General features: G+C 59.6%; 20 protein-coding genes and 2 pseudogenes. 1 reads left to right on the top strand and 21 read right to left on the bottom strand.

The window, feature by feature from the left end:
* From tilS to pth, 20 genes and pseudogenes are all read right to left on the bottom strand, one after another.
* Positions 1-1,419: a tRNA lysidine(34) synthetase TilS gene (gene tilS / locus BCM02_RS33990; RefSeq protein ID WP_246183686.1), complete on the bottom strand. Its 1,419-nt coding sequence runs from the start codon at positions 1,417-1,419 to the stop codon at positions 1-3.
* 45 nt (positions 1,420-1,464) lie between these two features.
* On the bottom strand, positions 1,465-2,391 hold the full coding sequence (locus BCM02_RS33985; RefSeq protein ID WP_148933563.1) for a protein kinase domain-containing protein: 927 nt from the start codon (positions 2,389-2,391) through the stop codon (positions 1,465-1,467).
* Complete coding sequence (locus BCM02_RS33980) at positions 2,375-3,103, bottom strand: vWA domain-containing protein (RefSeq protein WP_148933562.1); 729 nt, start codon at positions 3,101-3,103, stop codon at positions 2,375-2,377. Before BCM02_RS33980 ends, BCM02_RS33985 begins: the two co-directional genes overlap by 17 nt.
* A gap of 340 nt (positions 3,104-3,443) precedes the next feature.
* Positions 3,444-5,939 carry a stage II sporulation protein E gene (spoIIE, locus tag BCM02_RS33975; RefSeq protein ID WP_148933561.1) on the bottom strand — a complete coding sequence of 832 codons (2,496 nt, stop codon included), beginning with the start codon at positions 5,937-5,939 and terminating at the stop codon, positions 3,444-3,446.
* Between the two features lie 667 nt (positions 5,940-6,606).
* Positions 6,607-7,155, bottom strand: a complete 549-nt coding sequence (locus BCM02_RS33970) for a S1 domain-containing RNA-binding protein (protein ID WP_148933560.1) — start codon at positions 7,153-7,155, stop codon at positions 6,607-6,609.
* Positions 7,156-7,327: 172 nt separating this feature from the next.
* Positions 7,328-7,636: an FtsB family cell division protein gene (locus BCM02_RS33965; protein ID WP_148933559.1), complete on the bottom strand. Its 309-nt coding sequence runs from the start codon at positions 7,634-7,636 to the stop codon at positions 7,328-7,330.
* Positions 7,637-7,680: 44 nt separating this feature from the next.
* Positions 7,681-8,313 carry a spore cortex biosynthesis protein YabQ gene (gene yabQ, locus BCM02_RS33960; RefSeq protein WP_246183685.1) on the bottom strand — a complete coding sequence of 211 codons (633 nt, stop codon included), beginning with the start codon at positions 8,311-8,313 and terminating at the stop codon, positions 7,681-7,683.
* Complete coding sequence (yabP, locus tag BCM02_RS33955) at positions 8,310-8,597, bottom strand: sporulation protein YabP (protein WP_148933558.1); 288 nt, start codon at positions 8,595-8,597, stop codon at positions 8,310-8,312. The genes yabQ and yabP overlap by 4 nt, the downstream gene beginning before the upstream one ends.
* Before the next feature lie 312 nt (positions 8,598-8,909).
* Complete coding sequence (locus BCM02_RS33950) at positions 8,910-9,188, bottom strand: RNA-binding S4 domain-containing protein (protein WP_148933557.1); 279 nt, start codon at positions 9,186-9,188, stop codon at positions 8,910-8,912.
* Positions 9,189-9,190: 2 nt separating this feature from the next.
* Positions 9,191-9,463: an HU family DNA-binding protein gene (locus BCM02_RS33945; RefSeq protein WP_148933556.1), complete on the bottom strand. Its 273-nt coding sequence runs from the start codon at positions 9,461-9,463 to the stop codon at positions 9,191-9,193.
* A gap of 170 nt (positions 9,464-9,633) precedes the next feature.
* Positions 9,634-11,118: a bifunctional methyltransferase/pyrophosphohydrolase YabN gene (gene yabN / locus BCM02_RS33940; protein ID WP_148933555.1), complete on the bottom strand. Its 1,485-nt coding sequence runs from the start codon at positions 11,116-11,118 to the stop codon at positions 9,634-9,636.
* A gap of 66 nt (positions 11,119-11,184) precedes the next feature.
* Positions 11,185-12,669, bottom strand: coding sequence for a serine hydrolase domain-containing protein (locus BCM02_RS33935; protein ID WP_148933554.1), 1,485 nt, complete (start codon positions 12,667-12,669; stop codon positions 11,185-11,187).
* A gap of 746 nt (positions 12,670-13,415) precedes the next feature.
* Positions 13,416-15,242: a polysaccharide biosynthesis protein gene (locus tag BCM02_RS33930; protein WP_148933553.1), complete on the bottom strand. Its 1,827-nt coding sequence runs from the start codon at positions 15,240-15,242 to the stop codon at positions 13,416-13,418.
* Positions 15,243-15,386: 144 nt separating this feature from the next.
* Positions 15,387-15,929, bottom strand: coding sequence for a stage V sporulation protein T (gene spoVT / locus BCM02_RS33925; protein WP_148933552.1), 543 nt, complete (start codon positions 15,927-15,929; stop codon positions 15,387-15,389).
* A gap of 321 nt (positions 15,930-16,250) precedes the next feature.
* Positions 16,251-17,306, bottom strand: coding sequence for a lactonase family protein (locus BCM02_RS33920; protein WP_187434560.1), 1,056 nt, complete (start codon positions 17,304-17,306; stop codon positions 16,251-16,253).
* Positions 17,307-17,462: 156 nt separating this feature from the next.
* Positions 17,463-17,561: pseudogene (locus BCM02_RS36730) on the bottom strand (TUGYCR motif thioredoxin fold (seleno)protein); the annotation flags it as partial.
* Between the two features lie 171 nt (positions 17,562-17,732).
* Positions 17,733-18,116, bottom strand: a pseudogene (locus tag BCM02_RS36715) (peptidylprolyl isomerase); the annotation flags it as partial.
* A gap of 460 nt (positions 18,117-18,576) precedes the next feature.
* A complete protein-coding gene (mfd, locus tag BCM02_RS33910) occupies positions 18,577-22,101 on the bottom strand; it encodes a transcription-repair coupling factor (RefSeq protein ID WP_246183684.1) in 3,525 nt (1,174 codons plus the stop codon).
* Between the two features lie 254 nt (positions 22,102-22,355).
* Complete coding sequence (gene fin, locus BCM02_RS33905; protein WP_148933549.1) at positions 22,356-22,586, bottom strand: anti-sigma-F factor Fin; 231 nt, start codon at positions 22,584-22,586, stop codon at positions 22,356-22,358.
* Positions 22,587-22,663: 77 nt separating this feature from the next.
* Positions 22,664-23,224 (bottom strand): aminoacyl-tRNA hydrolase, encoded by a 561-nt coding sequence (pth, locus tag BCM02_RS33900; protein ID WP_148933548.1) that lies wholly within the window; start codon positions 23,222-23,224, stop codon positions 22,664-22,666.
* A 175-nt stretch (positions 23,225-23,399) separates the two neighbouring features.
* Between pth and BCM02_RS33895 the strand changes: the two genes are divergently transcribed.
* On the top strand, positions 23,400-23,600 hold the full coding sequence (locus BCM02_RS33895; RefSeq protein WP_148933547.1) for a hypothetical protein: 201 nt from the start codon (positions 23,400-23,402) through the stop codon (positions 23,598-23,600).
* A gap of 127 nt (positions 23,601-23,727) precedes the next feature.
* Here BCM02_RS33895 and BCM02_RS33890 read toward each other — a convergent pair whose 3' ends face one another.
* Entirely contained in the window at positions 23,728-24,381 is a 654-nt protein-coding gene (locus BCM02_RS33890; protein WP_148933546.1) for a 50S ribosomal protein L25/general stress protein Ctc, read from the bottom strand.
* Positions 24,382-24,485 lie beyond the last annotated feature (104 nt).

Here is a 24,485-nt window from a genome sequence, read left to right as displayed (position 1 = left end):
TTAATAGTCATCAGTAAGAGCCCGAATGCGCAGCACCTGCCGCGTGACCTCCGTCACCTGGGCGGCTTCTCCCCGCCTGACTCCCGGGATCCAAATGATGTCCCCCGAAGCGTCGGCCAGAAGCGGCATGAGTTCCCGTCTAGACGGCGGGATTCGTTCATCAACGAACATATCTTGCACTTTTTTGGTGCCGTTTAAACCAATCACCCGCATGCGGTCGCCCGGAAGTCTATTCCTCGCGACGAGCGGAAACGCAAGCCGCTCCGCATCGAACACGGCTTCGTGCCGGCCCGCAGGCTTGGTCGCAACGGCGGCTGGCCCCAAGGTTAGCGACAGCGCGATTCCCGCTTCCGCTATATACAGCCGGTTCTCGGCTGCTTCCAATTCGTAGCGATAAGAGCCCGGGACGAGCGCTTCGCCCCGCCAAAAGCGCAGGTTATCGTATTCCCTCGCGAAACGAATTCCGCCGCCCGCATCGATCCGCCATGTGGAAGCCGCGTCCTCGCGGGCCGCTTCGCGCATGCTTTCAACGGTATCGAATGGAGTGGTTTCCTTTTCCATGCCCATATGAATCAATATTAGTTTAATCAATCTCCTTTGTAAAGCGACATGAAGGCCAAGCAAAGCGCCGCGTTCCAAACGGCAACCGTCCGCTTCCACAACCGCCAGGCGGCGGAAAGCTTCTCGCGCTTCGGACTCCATCCAGTCGTCCTCTTCGGCTGCAATATCCGATAATCGGACCAGCGAATCGGTCAACTGAGGATTGTAATTCCGCAAAACCGGCATGAGATCAAGACGAACCCGATTGCGCGTATAGTCCCGCTTGCGGTTGCTGCTGTCGTCGGTAACGGTCAGTCCCCGCGCCCTGCAGTACTGTTCCAAGGCCGTCTTGTTAATACGAAGCAGCGGCCGAATCAGTTGCACGTTTTTTTCGCTGCGCGCGAACGCCATGCCGGCAAGTCCCGACGTACCGGTGCCGCGCAGAATCCGCATCAACACGGTCTCGGCCTGATCGTCCGCATGATGGCCAAGCGCGATCCGCCGCGCGCCGTGCTTGCGCGCGGTCTGGAGCAAGAACTCGTACCGCTTCTCGCGCGCCGCCGCCTGCGGGTTCATACCGGTCTCTTCTATATAACTGGGCAAATCGATAAAAACCGACTCGCAGGGAACGCCAAGTTTCTCCGCGAATCGACGGACCGTCTCCGCTTCCGATGCCGACTCTTCTCCCCGAAATCCATGATCGACATGAGCCGCAACCAACCGAAGGCCCTCGTCTTCTCGCATTCGGTGAAGGAGGTCAAGCAGGGCGATGGAATCCGGTCCGCCGGAGACGGCCACGATAATCGCGTCTCCCCGCTCCCACAGCTTCCTCGCCGCGGCTTGCGCTTTCACCTTATGTATAAGTTCTTGTTCGTCCACGAATTCAGCCTCTCCCGCCAGTTGCTACGTCTTCTTACCCGGCGCTTACGCTCCCGTTCGAAGCAGCCAATAAATCGTCGTCGCGAGCAGCGCCGCCGATGCCACGAAGAGCCCCTTCATCCATCTCGGGACGACCGACGAGGATCGTCCGCTAGTCCGCCGCTGCCATTGCTGCCATTCCCGCGCGGCTTCTTCCACGTTAGAGAAGGTGCCTCGCAGCGCCTTGGCGAGCCAGTCGCCGAGCGGCCTTAGCGCCGGGATCGACTGCGCCAGCTTCAGCAATTCCTCCGGCGAGCGATTTTGCGGCAGCAGCGATCCGGCCAGCGCCGCCAACCTGCGGGCATCATAGACCTGGATGCAGAGCACGCCGAACGAAAAGAGGTCATATCCCGCATCCGCGGAACGTGACCCGGCATTCCAATATCCGCGGTCGTAGATCTCGGTAAACTGGCGGACGCTCTTGCCGAACGCCGTTACGCCTCCGTAGTCGACCAACTCCACCCGTCCGTAATCGGACACGAGCACGTTCTCGGCCTTCAAGTCGCCGAACGTCCATCTGCCGGCATGCAGCTCGCTTAATTTGACAAGGAGGCTGTAACCGGCCACCGGAAACCATTCCATGCCCCGTTTCGACAGAAAGTCGGATAGTGTCGCGCCCCGGATGTAACGCATGACATAGAACGGGTACTCCTTGCCGTCCGTTCCGCTATAATCGTCCACCTCGACCAGATAAGGCTCCGACCGGCTCACCAATTTGGCATTGGCGATCGCCTGGAGCACGTTGATCTCGGACTGCAGGTCGACCGCATCGGCCCCGATTTTCATCGCATACCACGCGCGCTGCCGCTCCACGAGATACACCTTTCCGTTAGCCCCTTCGCCCAACAGGCGCTCTACTCTATAGCTGGACCGCTTCCATTTGCCCCGGATGACCGTGCCGCGCGGCAGGCGCCAATCAAACGACGTAGTCACTCATCTGGCCGTCCGTTTCGTCTGGATTGCGGTAGCTTCGCGGTGCCGGGGCGCGGAAGTGGTCCACCACGCGCAAGATCGCCGGTCCCGTCGGCGTCGTGCCGCGCATCTGGAGCCGGGGCAGAAACTGATGGACGCCGCGCACGTCGGTCGTCCAGTCCAGGTCGAGCAAACATTCGTCTCCGTGCGCCGAGCCCGGAAAATGAAACACGGCGATCTCGCTGCGCCCCTGCCGGGCTTGCAGACTGAGCGCCAAATCCCGAATCGCCTCTTCCACGGCCGCGAGCTTCGGCTTCATGCTCGCGCTCGCGTCGATAAGCAGCGCCACGCGCAGCTTGCTCGTCTCGCTCAGTTCGTCCATGACCCGCACCACTTCGCCCCGCTTCTCCGGCGGTAGCTCTTCAATGGAAGAAGCGCCAAGCACCTGCTTCAGCTCGCGATGCACGGCATGCTGGATGGTCTGGACGACCGTCTTGCGCGTCAGCATTTGAACGGTCTGCGAGAGCTGCCGGGTATGCGCCAGCCGGCTTAAGCCGCCGCCCGCGCGGGCGATCTCCTCGATCTCCGCGGAGCCGAATTCGCCCAAATCTCCTTGATCCAACACGCCGACCACATTCACGGCGATGCCTTCGGCATGCGCCTGCGCCGCCGCGACGACCGGACTTACGCCTACGTTCGAACATCCGTCGGTTATCAGCAAAATCTGCTTCATGCTCATTCCCCCAAGTATGGAATCTACCGCCAACTGTCTCTATCAGCATAGCCATAATTGGGAGAATTTAATCTTCTCTGCTAGGCGGTCCGCTTGCGCACCGCAACCTTCATTAACCGCGGTGAACTTGCCGCGAATCCGCAAGGCCGATCTTAAGCTTACCGAATCTCGGCTTCCGGAACAAGCAGAAGCCCTAATCCCGTCGCCAGCCGGCAGGAAAGCTCAAAAAGAGCATGCCGGTCCGCCGCAAGCTTGCAATCCGCGCCTCTTGTGCGCGTGCAAAGCTTGCGGTCCGGACCGGCATCCTCTTCTGGCGGCAGCTATGGGCAACATGGGGAAGTTAACTCACCGTCCTTGGGCGCTCGACCTTGGTCATGCCCGGCCAGCGGAACGTCGCCCACTCCGGCTGATGCCGCTCCACCCGGGCGACAACGACCGTCATATCATCGACAATCTCCCCTTTATGGTAGCGAACGACCCGATCGAGCAGCGCATCGGCGATTTGCTGCGGCTCCTCGGCCGCGATTTCCTGGATGACGCGTTTCATCCACATCTCCTTGTTCACCGCATGTCCCGGCGCATCGTAAATGCCGTCGGTCATCATGATGAGCGTATCGCCCGGCTGCAGCTGTACGCGGATGAGATCGACGTCGATCTCCTTCAAGATTCCGACCGGCAAATTGCTGGCCGTGATTGGAATGACTTCGTTCCCGCGTTTAATGAAGCTTGGCGTCGAGCCGATCTTCATGAACGTCGTCTTCGCGGTATACATATCGATCAGCGCCACATCCACCGTCGCGAACATCTCGTCTTGCGAGCGGAGCAGCAATATCGAATTGACCGACTTAATGGCCAACTTCTCGTCCATGCCCGATTGCAGCAGCTGCTCCAGCACGGTCAGCGCCGTACTGCTCTCCAGCTTCGCGCGCTCTCCGTTGCCCATGCCATCGCTGATCGCGACGGCGAATTTGCCGTTACCCAGCTCGCTCGTGCTGAAGCTGTCGCCGGAGAGCAGATCGCCCCCTTTGGCTACGCCCGCGACGCCGGTCTCGACCTCGAAAGCTTTGGCGGAGCCGAAGACGACGAGCGCCGGCTCGCCCTGCTTGTCCGCGAAGCGTTCAGACATAACGGCGATCGGTTCGCCCAGGATATCGGATAAGAGCGGCGCGATAATTTTGCGGCATTCGTCGTAACGACGGCCGAACGTATGGTAGACTTCAATCTCAACATTCCCTTCTTCTAAATTGACGACGTCGATCCCCTGAATCGACAATCCCAGTCCTTCCAATGCCTCTCGGATTTGCTCCTCCTGCAAATGAAGCTGCTGCCCCTCCCGCTTAATCTCGCGCGCCAGGTCCTCCATCACCTGGGATACGCCGGACAACTGCTCGGCCACGAGCTGACGGGAATCCTGGAGCTGTTTGCGCCAATGCAGATCGTTCTTGAACATCTCATATTGCTGGTGCATGACGCCAAGCACTTGCGGCGCTCGGTTGCAGTGCGAACCCCACTGCTTCTGAATCTCCTTCCCCGTCGGCTGCTGCCCCTCCTCGACGACCGTCATCATTTCGGTCATCATTTTGTACGTATCGTAAAATCGCCCCTCCCAGCACAAGTCTTTGCGGTAGCAACTGCTGCACTGCTTCTCGCCTACCGCGTTCATGAAATGATTGACCGCATCGTCCCGCCTGATCGGCTCGCTTGCGCCGCTGACTTGGCCGAAGCTGCGCGACAGTTGGCGGAACACCTCGGAGAACTGCGTGACCCGCTGCGCGGTGACCTCTCTCACCCGCTTGGCGTATTCATGCTGAAGCTTCACATGCTCCTGCGTGCCCGGCACGTATTTGGCCACCGTCCGCACGATTGAACGCGGCAAGAGCAGGAATAGCGCGACGGCGGTAGCAGACTCCCACGTCGAGGTCAGCACGTCCGTTTGCGTGCCGATATAGATGGAGAGAATCGACGTGCCGAGCAGCATGCCGAAGGCGACCGCCAGTTTGCCCCCTTCCCGCAGCAAGCCCGCAAGCAAGCCGGCAAACGCGAGCAAGCTCATTTGCACGATGGCGCCCAGGTCGGCGAGACTCAGGATGAGACCGGCTACGACACCGACGCAAGCGCCCAGCGGCGCGCCGCCGACGAAAGCGAAGAGCAGCAGCATCATCCGCGACATGATGTGCTCGACCGACATCCCATAGACGACCCAGCCGACGGCGCCGGTCATCACGGAGGCCAGCATGATCATCAGGCAGATGATCTCTTCGTTCTTGAGCTGCGACGTCTTGCGGGTCATCGTCAAGACCGGCACCGCCTGCACGAAGACGAGCGTCAGCACGAACGCAAGGGCTGCCTCTACACCGACCATCATCAATTGATACCAGCCCAGCGAATCCGCGATCACCGCATCGAATAATCGCACCAGCAAGGTCGTTAAGAGGACAAGCAGCGGCGCGTAATTGAGTTCGGCCTTCTCGTAGGCTTCCAACCCGCGAATGAGCAGGTAGATGACCGCGAGCTCCATGGCGATCCACATCGGCTCGGGCGAGATGGCCAGGAGGCTGCCGCCCACGATCGATAGCGCGACCGGGATGAGCGCGTCCCGTCTCAAAAAATAAACGACCGCGAAAAAGGAAGCCGCAAACGGGGCAAGCGACTCCAGGATGACGGCCCTTCCGAGCAGCAACCCCACCGCCATCAGCACGAACGTCCACTTTTTTGCCGCGACGATCTGCACCCACCTACGGGCCGCCGCCCAGTCTAAGCCTTTACGTACCGTCTTCTGCACCGCGCTCGTCTTCTTCGCCACGCCCGGGAACATCACCACGTTATGCTTGTCCATTCGTTCACAGCACCACCATTTCCGTTGTTTGTGAACTCATTATAGGAGCGGGCCGACGTGAAAGTTTGTCAGAAGTCGCTGCGGCGTTCAAAGTTTTTTCCGACATGGCCCCGCGCCGGCCGTGGGAAATGTCACTTCGCCCAAAGCGCTTGCCTCGCAAGGGTTTGCCGCCTGCGGCCGGTCCGATGAAAGCAACCATTCAACAAAATAACGGGGCGCACGCGCGGCGATTTCGTGGCGAATCGCCGTCCGAACCTGTCGGGAATGGTGGAGATGTAACGGAAAGTTTTCGCTTGGCGGAGGTATATTTTCGTTTCAACCGGCGTATATGCGGCGGAAAGCGTAAAAATGTCAGCAGTAATAAACTGGAAAACGGAGTCGCCGGGCAAGACTCGTCCGCGATTCCGACAATGCCGCGCAAGCAAGCGCTGTCATTTTGTCGGTCGGCGCGAAGCGAGCTGGAGAAGTTGGGCGCGTGGACAGGCTTGAAAGGGATAAGCACGAACCGGTTGGCGGTTGTGTCAGGCGATCGACTTGTTGGAGATTCTCCGTGAATAGCTGGGATGGGCGAAAAACAGGAGAACAGCTGGCTAACCTAGCCGGCGCAACAAAAAAGCACCCCGCGCCAAAAGTTGGCGAGCGGAATGCTCGGTTTGCTGTATCTATATTAGACTCGTTTTGCGCCGCGTCCGCCTCGTTTACCCTCGGTGTTCTTCTTCAGAGAGGAAATACGTTCTTCACTATCTTTCAAGAAGCGGGACACTTTGTCCTCGAAGGACGGTTTGCCGTAAGAGGGTTTGCCGGACTGGGATTTGAATGGACGTCCGCCGCCGCCGCCACCTGGCCCACGGTTGAATCCACCACCACCGCCGCCGGGTCCGCGGTTGAATCCACCACCGCCGCCTGCGCCTGGTCCGCGATCACGGTTAAAGCCTCCACCTGCTCCGCGCTCGCGCTGCGGCGGTTGAGAGCCTTCAGGCCGGTCGACAGCCTGTTTAATCGAAAGTCCGATCTTCCCGTCTTTATCGACGTTGATGACCTTCACCGTGACGACGTCATCCAGCTTCAGGTGATCCTTTACGTCTTTGACGTAATTATCGGCAATTTCCGAAATGTGAACGAGCCCCGTAACACCCCCCGACAAGTCGACGAATGCTCCGAAATGCGTAATGCCTGTCACTTTACCCTCTAACTTGGCGCCCACTTCAATTGCCATAGATAAAAATGTTCCTCCCTAACCGTTATGCGAAGCGATGTGCTTCGAGATGGATAACGTAAGTAACGCGCACACAATAAAAGCATTTTAAGTTATTATCTAACGTTTCCTACCGTGATTATACTCGAACGGCAGAAGCAAGGTCAACAGACGTATGTCCCACGGAAACCGCCTATTCTGCGACATGAATCGACTGTTCCCCCGGCATGATCATGTTATGTTCCTTGCGCGCGACTTGCTGGATATATTCCGGATCGTTCAGTCGGTCGACCTGCAGTTTGAGGTCGCTCATCTGCTTGGTGGCCGATTCGATCTTCAACTCCACCTCGCTCAGCTTGGCGGCCGCCTCCTGCTGCATCCCCAGCTGGTCGTAAAGCGTATAGGTCGCCCAGAACATGAATATGACGACAAAGAAGAACCAAATCTTCAGCCTTCGCTTCGTGCCTTGTTTTGCGGTTGATTTGCTCGGTTGTGCCGTCATAATTCGATGTCCCTCCTTCGGCGCCGTGATATAGCTATTCACTATTAACCGTTATCTTTGCGTTTGAAAACTCGCCGCCAGGCCGCGATAGCCCAATTGTTGACGATGGTTGTCCTCTCCTTCAGGCGAAATCGGACCGCGAGCGGCCGTGCCCATCCGTCGATCCACTTGATCAGCGGCCGAACCGCCGGACGGATCATCCACCACAGCAGCAGCCCGATCGGACGAACCAATTGTACCATAATTTTCAGCAGGAACATAGTTACGGCCAGCAAAAACGCCAGCAGCACCTTCGCCAGCTTGTACAAAAGCAGCAGCGGGCGAACGACGAAAATGACGAACAGCTTGATCGCCAAATCGATGAGCGCCCGGACCAGCCGGATGAGCCCATGCACGAGCCGGACCACGATTTTGCTGAACAGCCAGTAGTAGGCGCCGATCCCCAGCAGCAGCCCGATGAACACGTATGTCCGCACCTCGCCCTCGTTGCTTGCGGACAATACTTGAAAGACGATGATCGTGGCGGCGATCCAGTACAGCAGATCGAACACGGGGACCCACCAGCGGCTGATCTTCAGTTCATCGGATACGACCCGGTAGCCGTCGAACACGACTCCCATGCCGATGCCCGAGAGCAGCATCGCCGCCATCGTCATCCATTGGACGCTCAGGCTCACTTAAACAGCTTCCCGAAGAAACCTTTGGAGGATTTGGCCGCATTGTTGCCGTCCAAATAGGCGAGCGAATGGACGAGCCCTTCTATGGCGACGAGACCTTGCTCCAAGCTCAAATGCTTCATATGCAAATTTTGCCCGCGAATGGCGAGGAAGCCAAGATCGGTCTCGAGCAAAAACTCTTCGCTGTCAAAGCTTTCGACGTTTTGCACGCCGGTAATCTCCAGGAGCTTGCGGTTGAGCATCTTCACTTCCTGCCGTTTCTGTCCCTTCCCTTGGTCGATCATTGCCTTGTCCCTCCTTTTTATGACTAGCCTATGGGAGGGCGGGCGGATTTAGAACAAGCCGTTGGGACGGCCGAAGAACGGCGAATGGATGCGGGGATAGGCGTAAGCGGCGCATGGCGGGCGTTGTTGGAAGTCGCTGGGGATGAACGGCGGGGCAGGTCGTCGCGCGTGCCTGCGAGTATGAAGGGCCGACCCGGAGCGATACCGGAAAAAGCAAATCGGTCTCTCCCGCCTTGCGGCGGGAGAGACCGATCCGGTACGCCGCCGCTTCGGACAAATGCCGAATAGGGCGGTCGCGCTATGTAAGACGAATTACCATTCCAGCTTGTCTTCGCGTTGGCGCGTTTCTTCCTTTACCAGCTCGTACATGCTTGCGGCTTCGTCTTTCTTCGTTGTCTCGACGAGACGTTCCACGCGGACGGTGACGACTTTCTGTCCGTATTGAACCGTCAGCTCATCGCCAACCTTGACGGTGCTGCTGGCCTTGGCTTCGCGGCCGTTGATCCACACGCGCCCTTGATCGGACACGTCCTTCGCCACGGTACGCCGCTTGATCAGCCTCGACACCTTCAAGAATTTATCCAGGCGCATGATTACTTGATCGCGTCGCGCAGTTTCTTGCCGGCGCTGAACTTCGGCACGATCGATTCCGCGATCGTCATCGGCTCGCCCGTTTGCGGGTTGCGGCCCGTGCGGCCTGCGCGTTTGCTCGTTTCAAAATTGCCGAAGCCGATCAGCTGGACTTTGTCGCCTTTCGCCAGCGCTTCCGTTACTTCGTCCATGAAGCCGTTCAGGACGGACTCCACGTCACGTTTAGTCAATCCGCTTTTTGTAGCGATGTTGGTGATCAGATCATTCTTGTTCATAGCTTAAATAGCCTCCCGAATTAAGTTGTTGTTCCTATTGGCGGCATCTGCTGCCGATGATGGTTTCGATTACTATCGTGACGTATTCGCGCAGATGCTAAATAAATCCTGCTATTTGGTAAATAAATTTTGATCTTTATGTAGATTTTAGACGAATTTTGACGAAATGCCTAGGGCAATCGCTTCGCTTCCTCCCAAAATCTGTCCATTTCTGTTAAATCAGTCTGGTCAAAGGTTCGTCCGCTTATACGGAGCTGCTCCTCAATATACGCAAAACGCTTCTTGAATTTCTGATTCGTGCGGGCGAGCGCTTCCTCCGGATCGGCCTCTATGAACCGCGCGGCGTTGACGGTCGCGAACAACAGATCGCCCAGCTCGCCCGCCTGTTCTTCGCGGTCCTTGGCGGATATCGCCTCGCGCAGCTCGGCCAGCTCCTCTTGGATCTTGTCCAGCACCGGTCCGATCTGATCCCAGTCGAAGCCGACTTTGGCCGCCTTCTTCTGCAGCTTGTACGCCTTCATGAGGGCCGGCAAATCCGGCGGAATGCCGTCCAGTTGCGACTGCGCGGCCGGATCGATGCCTTTGCGCTTCTTCTCCTCGGCCTTCATCTGCTCCCAGTTCTGCAGCGCTTCCTGCGAATTGCCCGCGTCCTTGTCGCCAAACACGTGCGGATGGCGGAACAGCAGCTTCTCGTTCAGCGTCTGGATGACGTCGAATACGGAGAAGGAGCCGACCTCCTCTTCCATCTGACTGTGAAGCATGACCTGCAGGATCACGTCGCCGAACTCTTCCTGCATGCCGATCGGATCGTCGTTGTCGAGCGCTTCGATGGCTTCGTACGTTTCTTCGATGAAGTTCTTGCGGATCGACTGATGCGTCTGCTCGCGGTCCCACGGGCAGCCCTCGGGGCTGCGAAGCACCGCGACGATCTCGTGCAGCCGGTCGAACGTCCGATTGCGCAGCGAAGCATCGTCGGATCGCGGCACCCACACCAGCGACAAATTGCCGTAGCCCGTCGCGCGGTCAAGCTCGTAGAGCGGAACGGTCGCGATCTGCTCTTCGCCCGGCACGCCCAGCGCATGGCCGATCACGACCGGATACTCGTCCGGATACAGCTCCATGAGCGTCAGCTTGACGTCGGATGCCGTGAAGGCATCATACACTTGGCCGATGACGGTGTGGAGTTCCGGCCGCAGCAGCGAAGCTGTCATGCTCGCCGCGTCAAGCAGCTGGAAGCCCTCGATCGGATCGAAGCCCAAGCGCGTGAACGCCTGATCCAAGAAGCTCTCGCCGCCGAGGATGCGCAGCGCGATGCCTTCCGGCTCGCACCGTTCGCGCAGCAGCTGAACGGTACGCTCGGCGACCATCGGGTGGCCCGGCACGGCGTATATGATCGTCTCCTCGGACGAGCGCGCTTCGGCGATCAGCCGGTCCGCGATCGCCGCGTAGACATCGGGGAACGAGTCCATTTGCTCGTAGAGTTCATCGAACGAAGAATACGCCAGCTCGTTCTCTTGGAACAAACGCATCATCGGATGCCGGTCGGTCCTCACGAAGACGCGCTTCGCTTGCTGCAGCAGGCGCCATACGCCCAGCGTCAGCTGGTCGGCGTCGCCCGAGCCGAGACCGACGACGGTGATCGCGGATGTGGTCATAGACAGGTTCATCCTTCCGAATTGGAATAGAGATTATGGCTTTATGCGAACGCTGTTGACGCGGCTCTACCGGCGAGCCGCTTGCACGGGATGCGCCTGCAGCGTACCGACATGAAGCGGCGTCACCGAGAATTTACGCGCGAACGTGATGGAAGCATGGCCTTCTTCCTCGAAACGGACATGGACCGCGTCGTGATAAGCCGTATCGAGCAGACGAATCGAGATGAGGTACGAACCATCGTCCTGCCACCTGCCGACCGCCGCGGCGTCCGCCGGTACGGGCTTAGCCTCCGCATGGTAGACTTCCGGGGCGCTCGGCCACTGGCTAATGGCCCATGCTTCGCCGCCCGCCTCAAACGCGTACGTCTTCTCGTGCAGCGTCCATACGATCGTACAGCCTTCATCCTCGCCGTGCAAACGCAAGCTGGCAAGACCGAGCGCGTTGTCTTCGAAAAGGTATTCCGCGTGTTCGCCGCCGTGCCGGACTCCGATCGCCGCAGCAGGCGGGGCGATCTCAAGCGAGGCCAGCTTGGCGCGAAGCGCCTCGAGCGCTTGGGCCTCGTTCGGCAGCGGCTCGCTCCCCTTCTGCAGCGCGGGCAATAGATGCGCCCAGACCGCGTTCAGAATCTGCGACAGATCGCTTAGCGAGCTGGTGAACGCCAGCACCGCCTCTTCCGCGGGCATGACCAGAATAATCTGGCCGAACGCCCCGTCCGCCCGGTACGTGCCGTACCGGTTGCACCAGAATTGATAACCGTAGCCGGACGACCAGTCGCTGTCCGGATCGTCCCCATTGCCGATCTGCGGCGATACCGACGCGCTCGCCCATTCGGCGGGAATGAGCTGCTTGCCTTCCCACATGCCTTGCTGCAAGTAGAGCTGGCCGAACCTTGCCATCTCCTCGGTCGTCAGCGACAAGCCCCAGCCGCCGGCCGTGATGCCCGCCGGGCAGCTGTCCCAGGCGGAATTGTCAATCCCAAGCGGGGCGAAAAGACGATCCTGCAAATAATCGACGAGCCGCTCGCCCGTCACCCGCTGTAAAATGGCCGAAAGCATGTACGTGGCGCCGGTATTGTATTTAAACACGGTTCCCGGCTCGTACGCAAGCGGCAGCGCCAGAAACGCGCGCACCCAATCGGTCTCGCCCGACTTCAATACCGGCACGACGGTGTCGACGTCATGCCCGGTCGACATGGTCAGCAGATGCTTGACGCGCATGCCGGAAAGCTTCGGATCCGGCTGCTCGGGCACCTCGTCTTCGAAGAACGAGACGACCGCATCCTCGATCGACAGCTTGCCCTCCGCGACGGCGATGCCGATCGCCGCGGAGGTGAAGCTTTTGCTGACGGAGTTGGACAGCCGCTTGCGTCCGGCTTCGTACGGCTGCCAGCTGCCCTCGGCGATTACCGTGCCGCGCTTCAGCAGCATGAAGCCGTGCAGCTCCTGGCCTGTCGCTTCGGCCGCTTCCAAAAACGCGGTTACCGCCCCGGACGCCACGCCGAATGCCTCCGGCGTGCCGCGCGGCAGCTGATTGCCTCCTGAAGCAACCATGTCAATCCCTCCTCTATTACGCGGCGGCTTCGCTTCACGCGAACCCGCCGATCAAACTGCACCAAGGTGAAGCGGCTGCGCCGTCCACTTGCGGCGCGGCGCGTTTCATTTCGGAGAAGCTGATTGGTTTGCGTTCACAATCCGAAGATTGGGAATGCAGCATGCAGCGATCATGAAGCTGATTGGTTTGCGTTCACAATCCGAAGATTGGGAATGCAGCATGCAGCGATCATGAAGCTGATTGGTTTGCGTTCACAATCCGAAGATTGGGAATGCAGCATGCAGCGATCATGAAGCTGATTGGTTTGCGTTCACAATCCGAAGATTGGGAAGGCAGCATTCAGCGATCATGAAGCTGATTGGTTTGCGTTCACAATCCGAAGATTGGGAAGGCAGCATTCAGCGAACATCAAGCTGATTGGTTTGCGTTCACAATCCGAAGATTGGGAAGGCAGCATTCAGCGACAGAGAAATGCAAGATGTTTTATAAGCGTGAAACTTATAAATGCTTGTCTTTCGAAAAAACGTTGCATACGCCAATTGTATGGAACGCGCCGCCGCAAAGCAAGTGCGGCGGCGCGTTGTCCCGGCAATGGGGCGGTACCGCGTGAATTGATGCGGTACGAAGGCGAAAAAAGCGGAGGCCGCAGGCAACGAGCCGAAGCAAGCGGGGGCTGGGTGCCTGCGGCCGCGAGAGTGCAGCAAGCTCGCTGGGCGCCGTGCAGCGAGCGCGAAACAAGCGAGGGCTAGTCGCCCGGCGGCAGGAGCCGCAGCCGTCGGAGGCGGGCGGCCAGCTTGACGCCGCCCGGCAGCGCGCGCACCTCGCGCGCGCTCACGCCGCCGAAGCGCAGCCCGGCGGCGAGGAACAGCGCCGCGCCGAGGCCGGTGCCGCCGAGCGCGAGCGCGGTCGCTGCCGCCCTCGGCGGCAGCCAATCGAGCAGCGCCGGGTAGGCGGCGCGCTCGAGCGCTATCAGCGCGGCGGCCATGACCGCCAGCGCCAGGACCAGGCCCGCGAGGCTTCGCGCGGGCATCCGCGCCGCGCATACGCGGCGTACGGCGGCCGCGCCGAGCAGCGCGGCCGCGCCGAGCGCGGCGAGGCCGGCCCACGCGGCGCCGGAAATGCCGTACGCCGGCACGAGCGCCGCGTTGAGCGCGGCCTTCAGCGTGGCCGCCGCCAGCATATAGAGTGCCGGGGCGCGCACGGACCCGACGCCCTGCAACACCGCGGACGCGATCGCGCTGACGGTCCCGGCAAGCGCCCCCATGCCGACTAGCGCGAAAGTCGCGGATGCGGCTTCGTCCGCGTACAGCATCCGGTTCATCGCGGGGGCGAGCAGCACTAGACCGCACGCCGCCGCGGACCCGATCCACCATGCGCCCTGCATGGCGAGCGAAGCCTGCGCGCGGGATGCCGCCTCGTCACCCTGGGCTCGGGCCGATACAAGCCCGTGGACGAGCGCTCCTCCGACCGCCCCGGCGATCATGACGACGAGTTGTACGAGCGGCTGCCCGCGGCTGTACAGACCGAATTGCGCCATGGCCTCCGCTCCGCTCAGGCCGCCGGCCGCGAGAAGCGGCGGCACGGTGAACGAATCCACCACGCCCAGCACCGGCAGCGCCAGCGCGCCGAGCGTCACCGGGAGCGCTAGCGCGAGCAGCCTGCGTATCGTGCGGCCCCGGCTCGGATCGCCCTCTTCGCGACGGCTTCCTAACCCGCCGCCCGGCTCATCCTTGGTCCGCTCCCGCGCCCATAGCACGGTCAACACGGCAAGTCCAGCTATGCCGCCCGCGGCCGAGCCCGCCGTGGCGCCGGCGGCGAGCGCGCCGTCGGTCCAGCCGAGCTTAAGGCCGATCATAAGCAACGACAGCATTGCCGCGACCCGAACGCTCTGCTCCGCCAGCTGGGACACGGCCGTGGGGAGCATGCGGCCAAGCCCCTGATAGTACCCGCGCAGCGCAGCCATGACCGGCACGACCCATAGCGCCAGCGCCGAGGCGCGAATCGCCGTTGATGCAACCGGATCGCCGATCCAGCGCGAGATGGGGGCCGCTCCCGCCCACATGAGGGCGAATCCGGCCAATCCCGCCGCCGCCAGCAGCAGCGCGCTGATCTGCAGCGTTCGATTGGCGGCGCGTCCGCCGCCTGCCGCCGCCTGCTCGGCAACCACAATCGAGACGGCCACCGGGATGCCCGCCGTTGCCGCCGCCAGCAGCAGCTGATAGAACGGATACACCGCATTATAAATACCGAATACGCGATCGCCGGCCAGGTTTTGCAGCGGGATTTTCTGCAGCGTCCCGAGCAGCTTGCTCACGATAACGGCCGCCCCTAGTACAGCCGCACCCTTCATCATCGAAGGTCCGCGCCCGTCGCGCACGCGTTGTCGATCTCCGGCGCCAGCACGATTATCGCTTGCCCCGCGATCCCGCTCCATTCTTTCCCCGTCATGCGTCGGCGTTTCGTCTTCAATCTCCGCAACGGTCGCCCGCATGCTGCCAAGGAGTCGCTTTTCGTTCCTTCCGTTATCCGGTACCCGAACTTGGATCCCGTTCCCTTTATTGCCTCTTGTCACGTTCACCGCACCTGCCCGTCCATTTCGCTGGATTCATTATAACCGATCAGCGGGCGAATCGGCGGCTGGTTTGCGGGCGCGGACATCCGGACAAAATAAAAAGCTTCCCGGAAGACTGATTCTTCAAGGAAGCTGGACGCCTTGCTATTGCTCCATTTGCTTGGCCAAGAAACCGGCAGCGGTCTCGACCATTTTCGTTTCCATTTGAGCCATCTTTGTATCGTCTTCTTTACTTAGCAGCACAACCGTGCCAATGGGATCTCCGCCAGCTACGATCGGGGCGGCTACGATGGAACTGAACGTCTCGCCGATGTCTTTGATGACTTCGAACGAGCCGCCCCCGGATTCGGACACCGCTTTCCTGTTCTCCATGCAACTCTCGAGCAATTGACCGATTTGTTTCTCCAAATAATCTTTCTTGGAAGCGCCGGCCACGGCAATGATATTATCGCGGTCCGAAATTAATGCGATGTGGCCCGTGCTTTCCGAAAGCGATTCCGCGTATTCCTTGGCGAACGTGCCAAGTTCTCCGATCGGCGAATATTTCTTCAAAATCACTTCTCCGTCGCGGTCGACGAAAATTTCAAGCGGGTCGCCCTCTCGAATGCGCAGCGTGCGACGGATCTCCTTCGGGATCACGACGCGGCCGAGATCATCGATGCGGCGAACAATACCAGTTGCTTTCATGTTCTAGTTGCCCCACTTTCCTGGAAGATTTTGAATTCGACAGATGGGCTGCGGTAACGGTTGTTGCGCTTCTTTTCTATCGCTCAAGAGGAGAAGATCCTGGACTAGATGGTGATTCGAATCTGACCATAGTATTCATCCCCTCCCAATTTCTTATGCACGGCTCAAAACCGCGTTCCTGCTGAATTCGGACGGTTGGAACCAACTCCCACGACGCCCGTCCGAGGCGATTTGCACGTGTACCGGCATCCATTCATTCCCCTTCGCCCATGCAGCGAATACGCCAAAAAGCGCCGGTTGCCCGGCGCCCTTCCACGTACGCTATGCTTGTACAAAACGAATGCATACCGGCGCGCCAATCTCAGTCCGCTGTCCCGTCGCCGTCAGACGCCCGCTCGCTTCGTCGATGCGATAGCTGACGATCGAATTCGACTGCTGATTGGCCGCGAGCAGGAAACGATCGTCCGGCGTAATCGCGAAGTTGCGCGGATAGCTGCCCTCGGTGGAGACGTGCTCGATCGGCGTCAGCTGCCCGTTCTCGCCGACCGCGAATACGGCGATGCTGTCATGCCCCCGATTCGACGTATAGAGGAAGCGGCCGCTGGCGGACAGATGAATATCCGCGCTCCAGCTCACGCCCTCGTAGCCGTCCGGCAGCGTCGAGACGGTCTGCACGAGCGCGAGCGCCGAATCCTCCGCCCGGTATTCGTAGACGCAGACCGTGTTGTTCAGCTCGCCCACCAGGTACAGCCACTTCCCGGATGGATGAAAATCCATATGCCGCGGTCCCGTGCCAGGCGCAACGTTCGTCTCGAGGCGCTTAACCAGCTTGCCCGCCTCGCGGTCCAGCTCATAGTGCACGATCTGATCGACGCCTAAGTCGGCCACCAGAACATAACGGCCCTGCACATCGAGGATGGACGAATGCGGATGCGGTCCCGCCTGACGGTCGGTCATGACGCTTGCGCCTTCGTGGCGCACATGGTCCTCGGTCGGCCCTACCGATCCGTCGGCCATGACCGGATATAGGGACAGGTTGCCTCCGCCGTAATTGACGACTACGAGGAGTTTCTCCTCGGGATCAAGCACGACGTGGCAAGGCGAGGAGCCTAGCGAGGATTGCTCGTTAAGCGGCGTCAGCCCTTGGCCGTTCAGATCGACGACGAACGCGCCGACGGTCCCCGGCCGCTCGTCGGTCGTCTCGCCTACGGCATAGACTCGGGAGGCATCCTTGCTCACCGTCAGGAACGACGGATTCTCGACGCCCTTGACCCCGTATTGCTTCGTCATCGCGCCCGTCTCGGTATCGAGCACGTACGCGTATAAGCCTTCTTCGTTCTTCTGCGCATATGATCCGACATAAAATAATTGCTTCATCGTCATCTCTCCTTCGTCATGTCCCGCGTATTTCGCGTCTACTTACGACCGCGAGCCGCTTTTGAAACAGCGCGAGCCTAGCCGGGGCTTCCCGGCCAGGCTCGCTGGCGTTCATGGTGAGACGTGCTATTTTTTCTCTTCCGTGCTCTTCTCGGCGTTCGTGGACGCACCGCTATTGGTTGTCCCCTCTTTGGCCGCGTCGCCGTTCGTCGCGCCGCCTTCCGTCGTACCGCCTTCGGTGGTGCCGCTATTCGTCGTGCCGCCGTCCGTCGTGCCTTCCGTCGACGTCTGAGGCAGGTTCGTCTTCGTAATCAGCCCCGGCAGTTCCTTGGTCATGAAGTCGTTCAGCGTCGCCGACGCGACCGATTGCTCGATCGACGTCTTCTGCTCGGCCGTCAGTTTATCGAACGCCGTCGCTTCGCGCTTCTCGACCTTGATGACGTGGTAGCCATACTGCGTGAGGACCGGCTCGCCAATCTTGCCGATCTCCTGCTTGTTGGCCGCATCCTTGAACTCGGCGACGTAGCCGCCAACCGCGGCCGCGTCATAGAGACCGCCTTTGTCCTTGGAGCCCGGATCGTCGGAATATTCCTTGGCCAGCGCCGTCCAATCGCCGCCCGCGTCCAGCTTCTTCTTCACTTCCTGCGCCCGCTTCAGCGCTTCCTCTTCCTTGCGCAGCTCTTCGCCCGTGGTGCCGTCCGTGGTGCCGACGAGCACATGGCGAAGCGTGACGATGTTGTAGTCGTCCTTGGTCTCTTCGTACTTCTTCTGCACCTGCTCGTCGGTCACTTTGTCCTGCTCGTTCGCCATGATCGCCGTGATCAAGCCGTAAAAATATTTGATATCGGTCTCCGACAGCTTCGCGTCCTCTACCTGCTTCTTCAGATCGGCGTTCGTCTCCTCGGCCGTCTTGAGCTGGTCATAGAACTCGTTGGTCTTCGTGTCCGTTTCTTTCTTCTTCTCTTCCGTCTGCTCTGGCAGGCGGGTCTGGAGAATCTTGTAGCCCACGTATTCTTTCAGGAACTGCTCTTGCAGCTGGGGAATTTGCAAGTAGCTGGCTACGTCGGGATTGACGATTTTGAAGAACGCCGTGTACTTCGCATACTCTTCCTCGGTTACTTTGCCATCCTTATATTCAGCCACGATCTTGGTGTCGGCGGCTCCGGGAACGGCGTTGGCGCCGCTTTCCTGCTCGTCTTTCTTGCCGCAGCCTGCCGCAAGGACAAGCGCGAGGACCGCCGTCATCGCAAGGAGCGACCCCTTCTTCCAGTTAATGCGCAACATCTTGTAGTTCCCCTTTCGATTGAATGGTGTCCTTATACTGCGTCAAAAAGCGCTCCAGTAGCTCCATCCTCTGATCCATGGCAAGGCCTTTGCCCCGCAGCTGCACAAGGGGATTCGGCTCGCCGTCGGGGTGACGGACGAACCGGTTCTCGAACGAGAAGCAGAGCTGGTCGACCTTCTTCTTGTCGAAACGCTGCTTCTCCCGCTCCGCGAATTTGAGGATGAGATCGTCGCCCTTCTGGCTGATTTGCTCGACGCCGCATGCCGATCCGAGCGCCTTCACGCGCGCGACCGACAGCAAATTGTCGACGGCCTGCGGCAAATCGCCGAAGCGGTCGATCAGTTCTTCGCGCAAATCTTCGCCTTCCTCCGCGGAACGAACCGCTGCCACTTTCTTGTAAATCTCTATCTTCTGTATGCTATCGTAAATGTAAGCCGAGGGCAAGTACGCGTCAATGCTGACGTCGATCATCGTCACGATTTCCTTGACCGGCGCCGCCGCGCCGTCCATGCCGATCTTCCGCTTGGCGATCTCGTCGGACAGCATCTGCGAATACAGGTCGAAGCCGACCGAGGCGATGAACCCGTGCTGCTCCGCGCCGAGCAGGTTGCCCGCTCCGCGAATCGCCAAGTCGCGCATCGCGATTTTGAAGCCGGAGCCAAGCTCCGTGAACTCCTTGATCGACTGCAGGCGCTTCTCCGCCACCTCGGTGAGCACCTTGTCCCGCTGATACGTGAAATACGCATACGCGATCCGATTGGACCGGCCGACGCGACCGCGCAGCTGGTACAGCTGAGAGAGGCCCATTTTGTCCGCGTCGTGCACGATCAGCGTGTTGACGTTCGGAATATCGACGCCCGTCTCGATGATGCTCGTGCTGACGAGCACGTCCGACTCGCCGTCCAGGAAGTCCAGAATCGTCTTCTCGAGCTCCTGCTCGGACATCTGGCCGTGAGCGACGGCCACCTTCGCGTCCGGCACGAGCATGTTGATCTGCTCCGCCATCTGATAGATGCCCTGCACCCGATTGTACATATAGTACACCTGGCCGCCCCTCGCCAATTCCCGTTCGATGGACTCGCGGACGAGCGCCGGGCTGTATTCGACGACGTACGTCTGCACCGGGAACCGATTCTCCGGCGGCGTCTCGATGACCGACAGATCGCGCACGCCGAGCATCGACATGTGCAGCGTCCGCGGAATCGGCGTGGCCGTCAGCGTCAGCACGTCGACGTTCGTCTTGAGCCGCTTCAGCTTCTCCTTATGCGACACGCCGAACCGCTGCTCCTCGTCGATGATGAGCAAGCCGAGATCCTTGAACGTAATATCCTGCGACAGCAGCCGGTGCGTGCCGATGACGACGTCGACGGAGCCGTCCTTGATGCCCTTCATCGTCTCGTTCTGTTCCTTGCGGGAGCGGAAGCGGCTGAGCACCTGAATGTTGAACGGGAATTCGGAGAACCGCTCGCGGAACGTCTCGTAGTGCTGCTGCGCCAAGATCGTCGTCGGCACGAGAATCGCCACCTGCTTGCCCTCGATCGCCGCCTTGAACGCCGCGCGCACCGCGACCTCCGTCTTGCCGTAGCCGACGTCGCCGCAGAGCAGCCGGTCCATCGGCCGCGGAATCATCATATCCTTCTTGATCTCTTCGATCGCCCGCAGCTGGTCGCGCGTCTCGTCGTACGGGAACATCTCCTCGAACTCCCGCTGGTAGCTGGTGTCCTGTCCGAACGCGAAGCCCGTCGTGGCCTGCCGCTCGGCGTACAGCTTGATCAGATCGTCGGCGATGTCCTTGACCGACGACTGCACCTTGCTCTTCACGCGCGTCCATTCGTTGCCGCCCAGCTTGTATACCTTCGGCTCCTTCTCCTCCGAACCGACGTACTTCTGGATCAAGTCGATCTGCTCGATCGGAACCGACAGTTTGTCGCCGCCCGCGTACAAAATATGAATGTAGTCCTTATGAATGCCGGCAATCTCCAGCGTGCCGATGCCGACGTATTTGCCGATGCCGTGATTCTGATGGACGACGTAATCGCCCACTTTCAGCTCGGTATAGCTCTTGATCCGCTCGGCGTTGTCGACCTTCTTGTCGGCGCGCCGGACTTTACGCTGCTTCTGCGAGAACATCTCGCCTTCGGTGATAACGACCAGGTGAATCGACGGCAGTTCGAAGCCCGCTTGCAGATTGCCTTCCACCATCGTCGGGGGCTCGATGTCGTAGTCCTGGAGCACGCGGCGCATGCGCTCCATCCGCTCCGCGTTGCCGGCCACCATGATGATGTTGGCGTTCCCCTTGCGCCACCGCTCCATCTCCGTCTTCAGCACGTTCATTTGACCGTGGAAGTTCTGCATCGCCCGGCTGACCACGTTCACGATGTTCTGCGGATGCGTATGCGGAATCTGACGCAAGAATAGCGACATGAACAGGGTCGGGAAAGGCCGCTGATAGAGAATCTCGTCCGACGGGCGCGCCAAAACGAAGCCCGGCAGCGATTTGCCGTTCGACAGCAAGTGCGTGGCCCATTCCGCCTCGTCCCGCTCCAGCTGGCGGCTGGTCTCTATCAATCTCGTCGGCTCGTCATAGATCAGCAGCGTATCGCTCGGCATATAATCGAACAGCGTCTTGCGCTCCGGATAGAGCAGCGCGACGTATTTGTACAGCTCCGTAAAATATTGATGCTCCCGGAGCTTCTCCAGCTCGCCGCCGATCTCGGCGCGCAGCCGGTCCTTGGCCGTGCGGTCGGTCATCTTCTGCAACTGGTTCTCCAGCAGCTCGGAAGCGCGCTGCGCCGCCTGCTCCATGCGGGCGCCCTCGGCCAGCAGTTCCTGGCACGGCGGGACCACGTAGCTTTCCAGCTTCTCGATGGAACGCTGCTCCGACGGGTCGAACGTGCGGATGGAGTCGACCTCGTCGTCGAACCATTCGATCCGATACGGGTGCGGGGAGGTCAGCGGATACAGATCGACGATGCCGCCGCGCACGCTCATCTCGCCCTTGGTCTCGACCTTGTCGGTCCGGACGTAGCCGAGTTCCACCAACCGGTGTAAAAACGCTTCCATCGGAACCGTCTGGCCGACACGGATCTCCGCGCGCGCGGCTGCCATGACTTCCGGCAGCGGCAAATATCTTCTGGCGCCGGAGAACGGCACGACAACAACCCCGCGAAACCCTTGCGACAGGCGGATAAGCGCATCCATCCGCTGGGCAAGCGTCTCGGGGCTGGAGATGGCGGCTTCCGCCGCGACCAGCTCATTGGCCGGATAGAGCAGCACCTCGGCCGGGGACAAGCATTCCGCCAGGTCCTCCGCGACTTTCTGAGCCGCGAACATATTGTGGGTCACGACGAGCAGCGGGCGGTCCAGCTCGCGCGCGAGCGCCGCCAGCATCACCTGCCGCGAAGAGCCGGCCAATCCGGAGATCAGCTGCTCCTGCATCCCTTTTCTAATACCGGATAAGACCGATTGAAAATCGGCATCCGCGGCATACGCCGTTAATAATGGTTTCAACTGCACTGGCACCCCGTTTCATTCCGCAAAAAAGGTTTTCTATATCGAAAACGCCTGTTAAACGCTTTCGTACGTTAACGAACTAAATTTCAATTACGCGACGCGGTGGCGCGCCCTTCGCCCGCGGCCCCGAAATCAGCGGCATGCGCCCCTCCGCCAAGGAGAGCGCTCGCCGGAAAGTTCACAAAAGGAGCCTCGGCCGAAAAGCCAAGACTCCCTTGCATTCTTACCCGCGCCGCGCGCGGCTCCTCTTGCTATTGCAGCGGACTTGCGACCAGCGCAAGCTCCGGATTGGCCTCTAGCGCCTCCCGGCAGTAGTCGCATACCACTTTGACGGTCACGTCTCCGTTTGGGTTATACGCTATTATATCGCTGCGCTCTTCAGGGGTCAAGAAATGGAAACCGAGCTGCAATTCGGATACTTGGGCGCTGTCGATCGAGCCCATTTCGCTTTTGCAATGCCGGCAGATATAGTTCACAGCCATGTGTATGCCTCCCGAGGATAGGTTATACCCTCAGTATGCCCGCTTTGGCCGGAATCTAACGGCCTACCTGCCGCCTCTTACCGGTTATACTTGGCCATCGTCTTCTCGAAAGAGTTGGTGAGCGCGAACTCGAGCGCGTCGCAGGTTTCCACGACCATGCCGGCCAGCTTGTCGTGCTCGCTCTTCGGGAAGTTGGACAATACGTAATCCGCGATGTTCTGGCCCGGATTCGGCCGGGAGATGCCCATTCGGACCCGGTCGAACGTCTGCGTGCCGGTATGTTGAATGATCGACTTGATGCCGTTGTGCCCGCCGGCGCTGCCTTGATAACGAAGACGGATTTTGCCGATCTCCGTATCCAGGTCGTCGTACACGACGATCAGGTCGGATAAACTCGCTTTGTAAAAGTCCATGTAAGCTCGAACGGTCTCGCCGGACAAATTCATATAGGTCATCGGCTTAATGAGCGCGACTTTAGTCCCGGCGATATTGCCCTCCCCGACGAGCGCCTTAAACTTGCTTTGGGTGACGCTAATGCCATGCCGCCGGGCCATCTCGTCGATCGCCATGAAGCCGACGTTGTGGCGCGTACCCGCGTATTGCGTGCCCGGATTGCCGAGCCCTACGATCCATTTCATGCTGCTTCCCTCGCTTCTCAAGCTTCGCGGGCCGAGTGTCCAATGAGGACTTCAAACCCAAAGGTGTAATCTTTTTGTAATTCGTGCAACGATTTGCCCTTCTCGATTGTCTTCTTAGTATAGATAGAGCTTATGGTGCCCTGCAATCCAAAACAAGCGAAGGAGCGTCTTGCACATGTACCAGAATGGACAACTGCTTCACAAGGATGATCAATTTCAGGATCACTGCGACCATCAAGTTCCGATTCAAATTTATCACGGCCGTCATCATAGCGATATTGGCTACGTGGAGAATTATTCCGAAGTGTTCGTCAAGGTCAATAATGTGTTCTACAACCGGAGGCAATTCACCTTCGTCTCCCGGCCGGGATATTAAAAATAACGCTATCGCCCTATTACGGGCTTCAACGCAAACAAGGGCTGCAGCGAGCAGCCCTTGTTTTTTCGTATGCGACGGAACCGGGCGGCAGCGGCCGCCTTGTCCCGAATCGTAATTTAAGCTGTTAGACGGAAGTATGTACGTCTTCCATGTTGGCCTCTTCCGCGCGCTCCGCTGCTTCCTTCTGCTCCACTTCGGCTTCTGCCGCTTCTTCCGCGGACAGCTCCTTCTGCGGCGCCAGAATCGTCACGACCACTTGCGCCGGATCGACCTTGGTCGTTACGCCTTGCGGCAGCTGCAGGTCGACCACGAGGAGGTTCTCCCCGATTTGCAGCTGGGACACGTCGACTTCGATGGCGTCCGGAATGTTGTTGGGCAGGCAGTGAATCTCGAGTTCGTGAATCATCGCCTGCAAAATACCGCCTTCGCGCACGCCCGCCGAATCCCCCGCCAACTCGACGCGTACTTGCGTCCGCACTTCTTCGTTCATGTTGACTTGGTGGAAGTCGATATGGATCACCGATCGGGAAATCGGATCACGCTGCACTTCGGTGAGCATCACCGGTTGTTTGCCCGCCGCGCCTACTTCCAGCTCGAGCAAGGCGTGAGGCGTCGTGCGCAGCAGCTGCTGCAATTCCTTTTCGTCCACCGCGATGCTTACCGGAGCCGACAGTTTTTTGCCGTACACCACGCCCGGCACCGCACCCTTCTTCCGCAGCTGGTTGAGCTCGCCGCGCGTCTTCACCGATCTTTCCTGGGCCTTGAATGGAATCGCCATGCGCAAAACCTCCTATAGTGTATGCGTACAGTCACCGCAAGCTTGTACACGTGATTTCCATATATTCTTACCCCATTTGGCCCCAGAATAACCATAAAGACTGT

The sequence above is a fragment of the Paenibacillus methanolicus genome, assembly GCF_008124765.1.
In the GTDB taxonomy this organism is placed as follows: domain Bacteria; phylum Bacillota; class Bacilli; order Paenibacillales; family Paenibacillaceae; genus Paenibacillus_Z; species Paenibacillus_Z methanolicus.
Note: the sequence above shows the minus strand (reverse complement) of the source record. Positions and strands in the feature narration are given on the sequence as shown.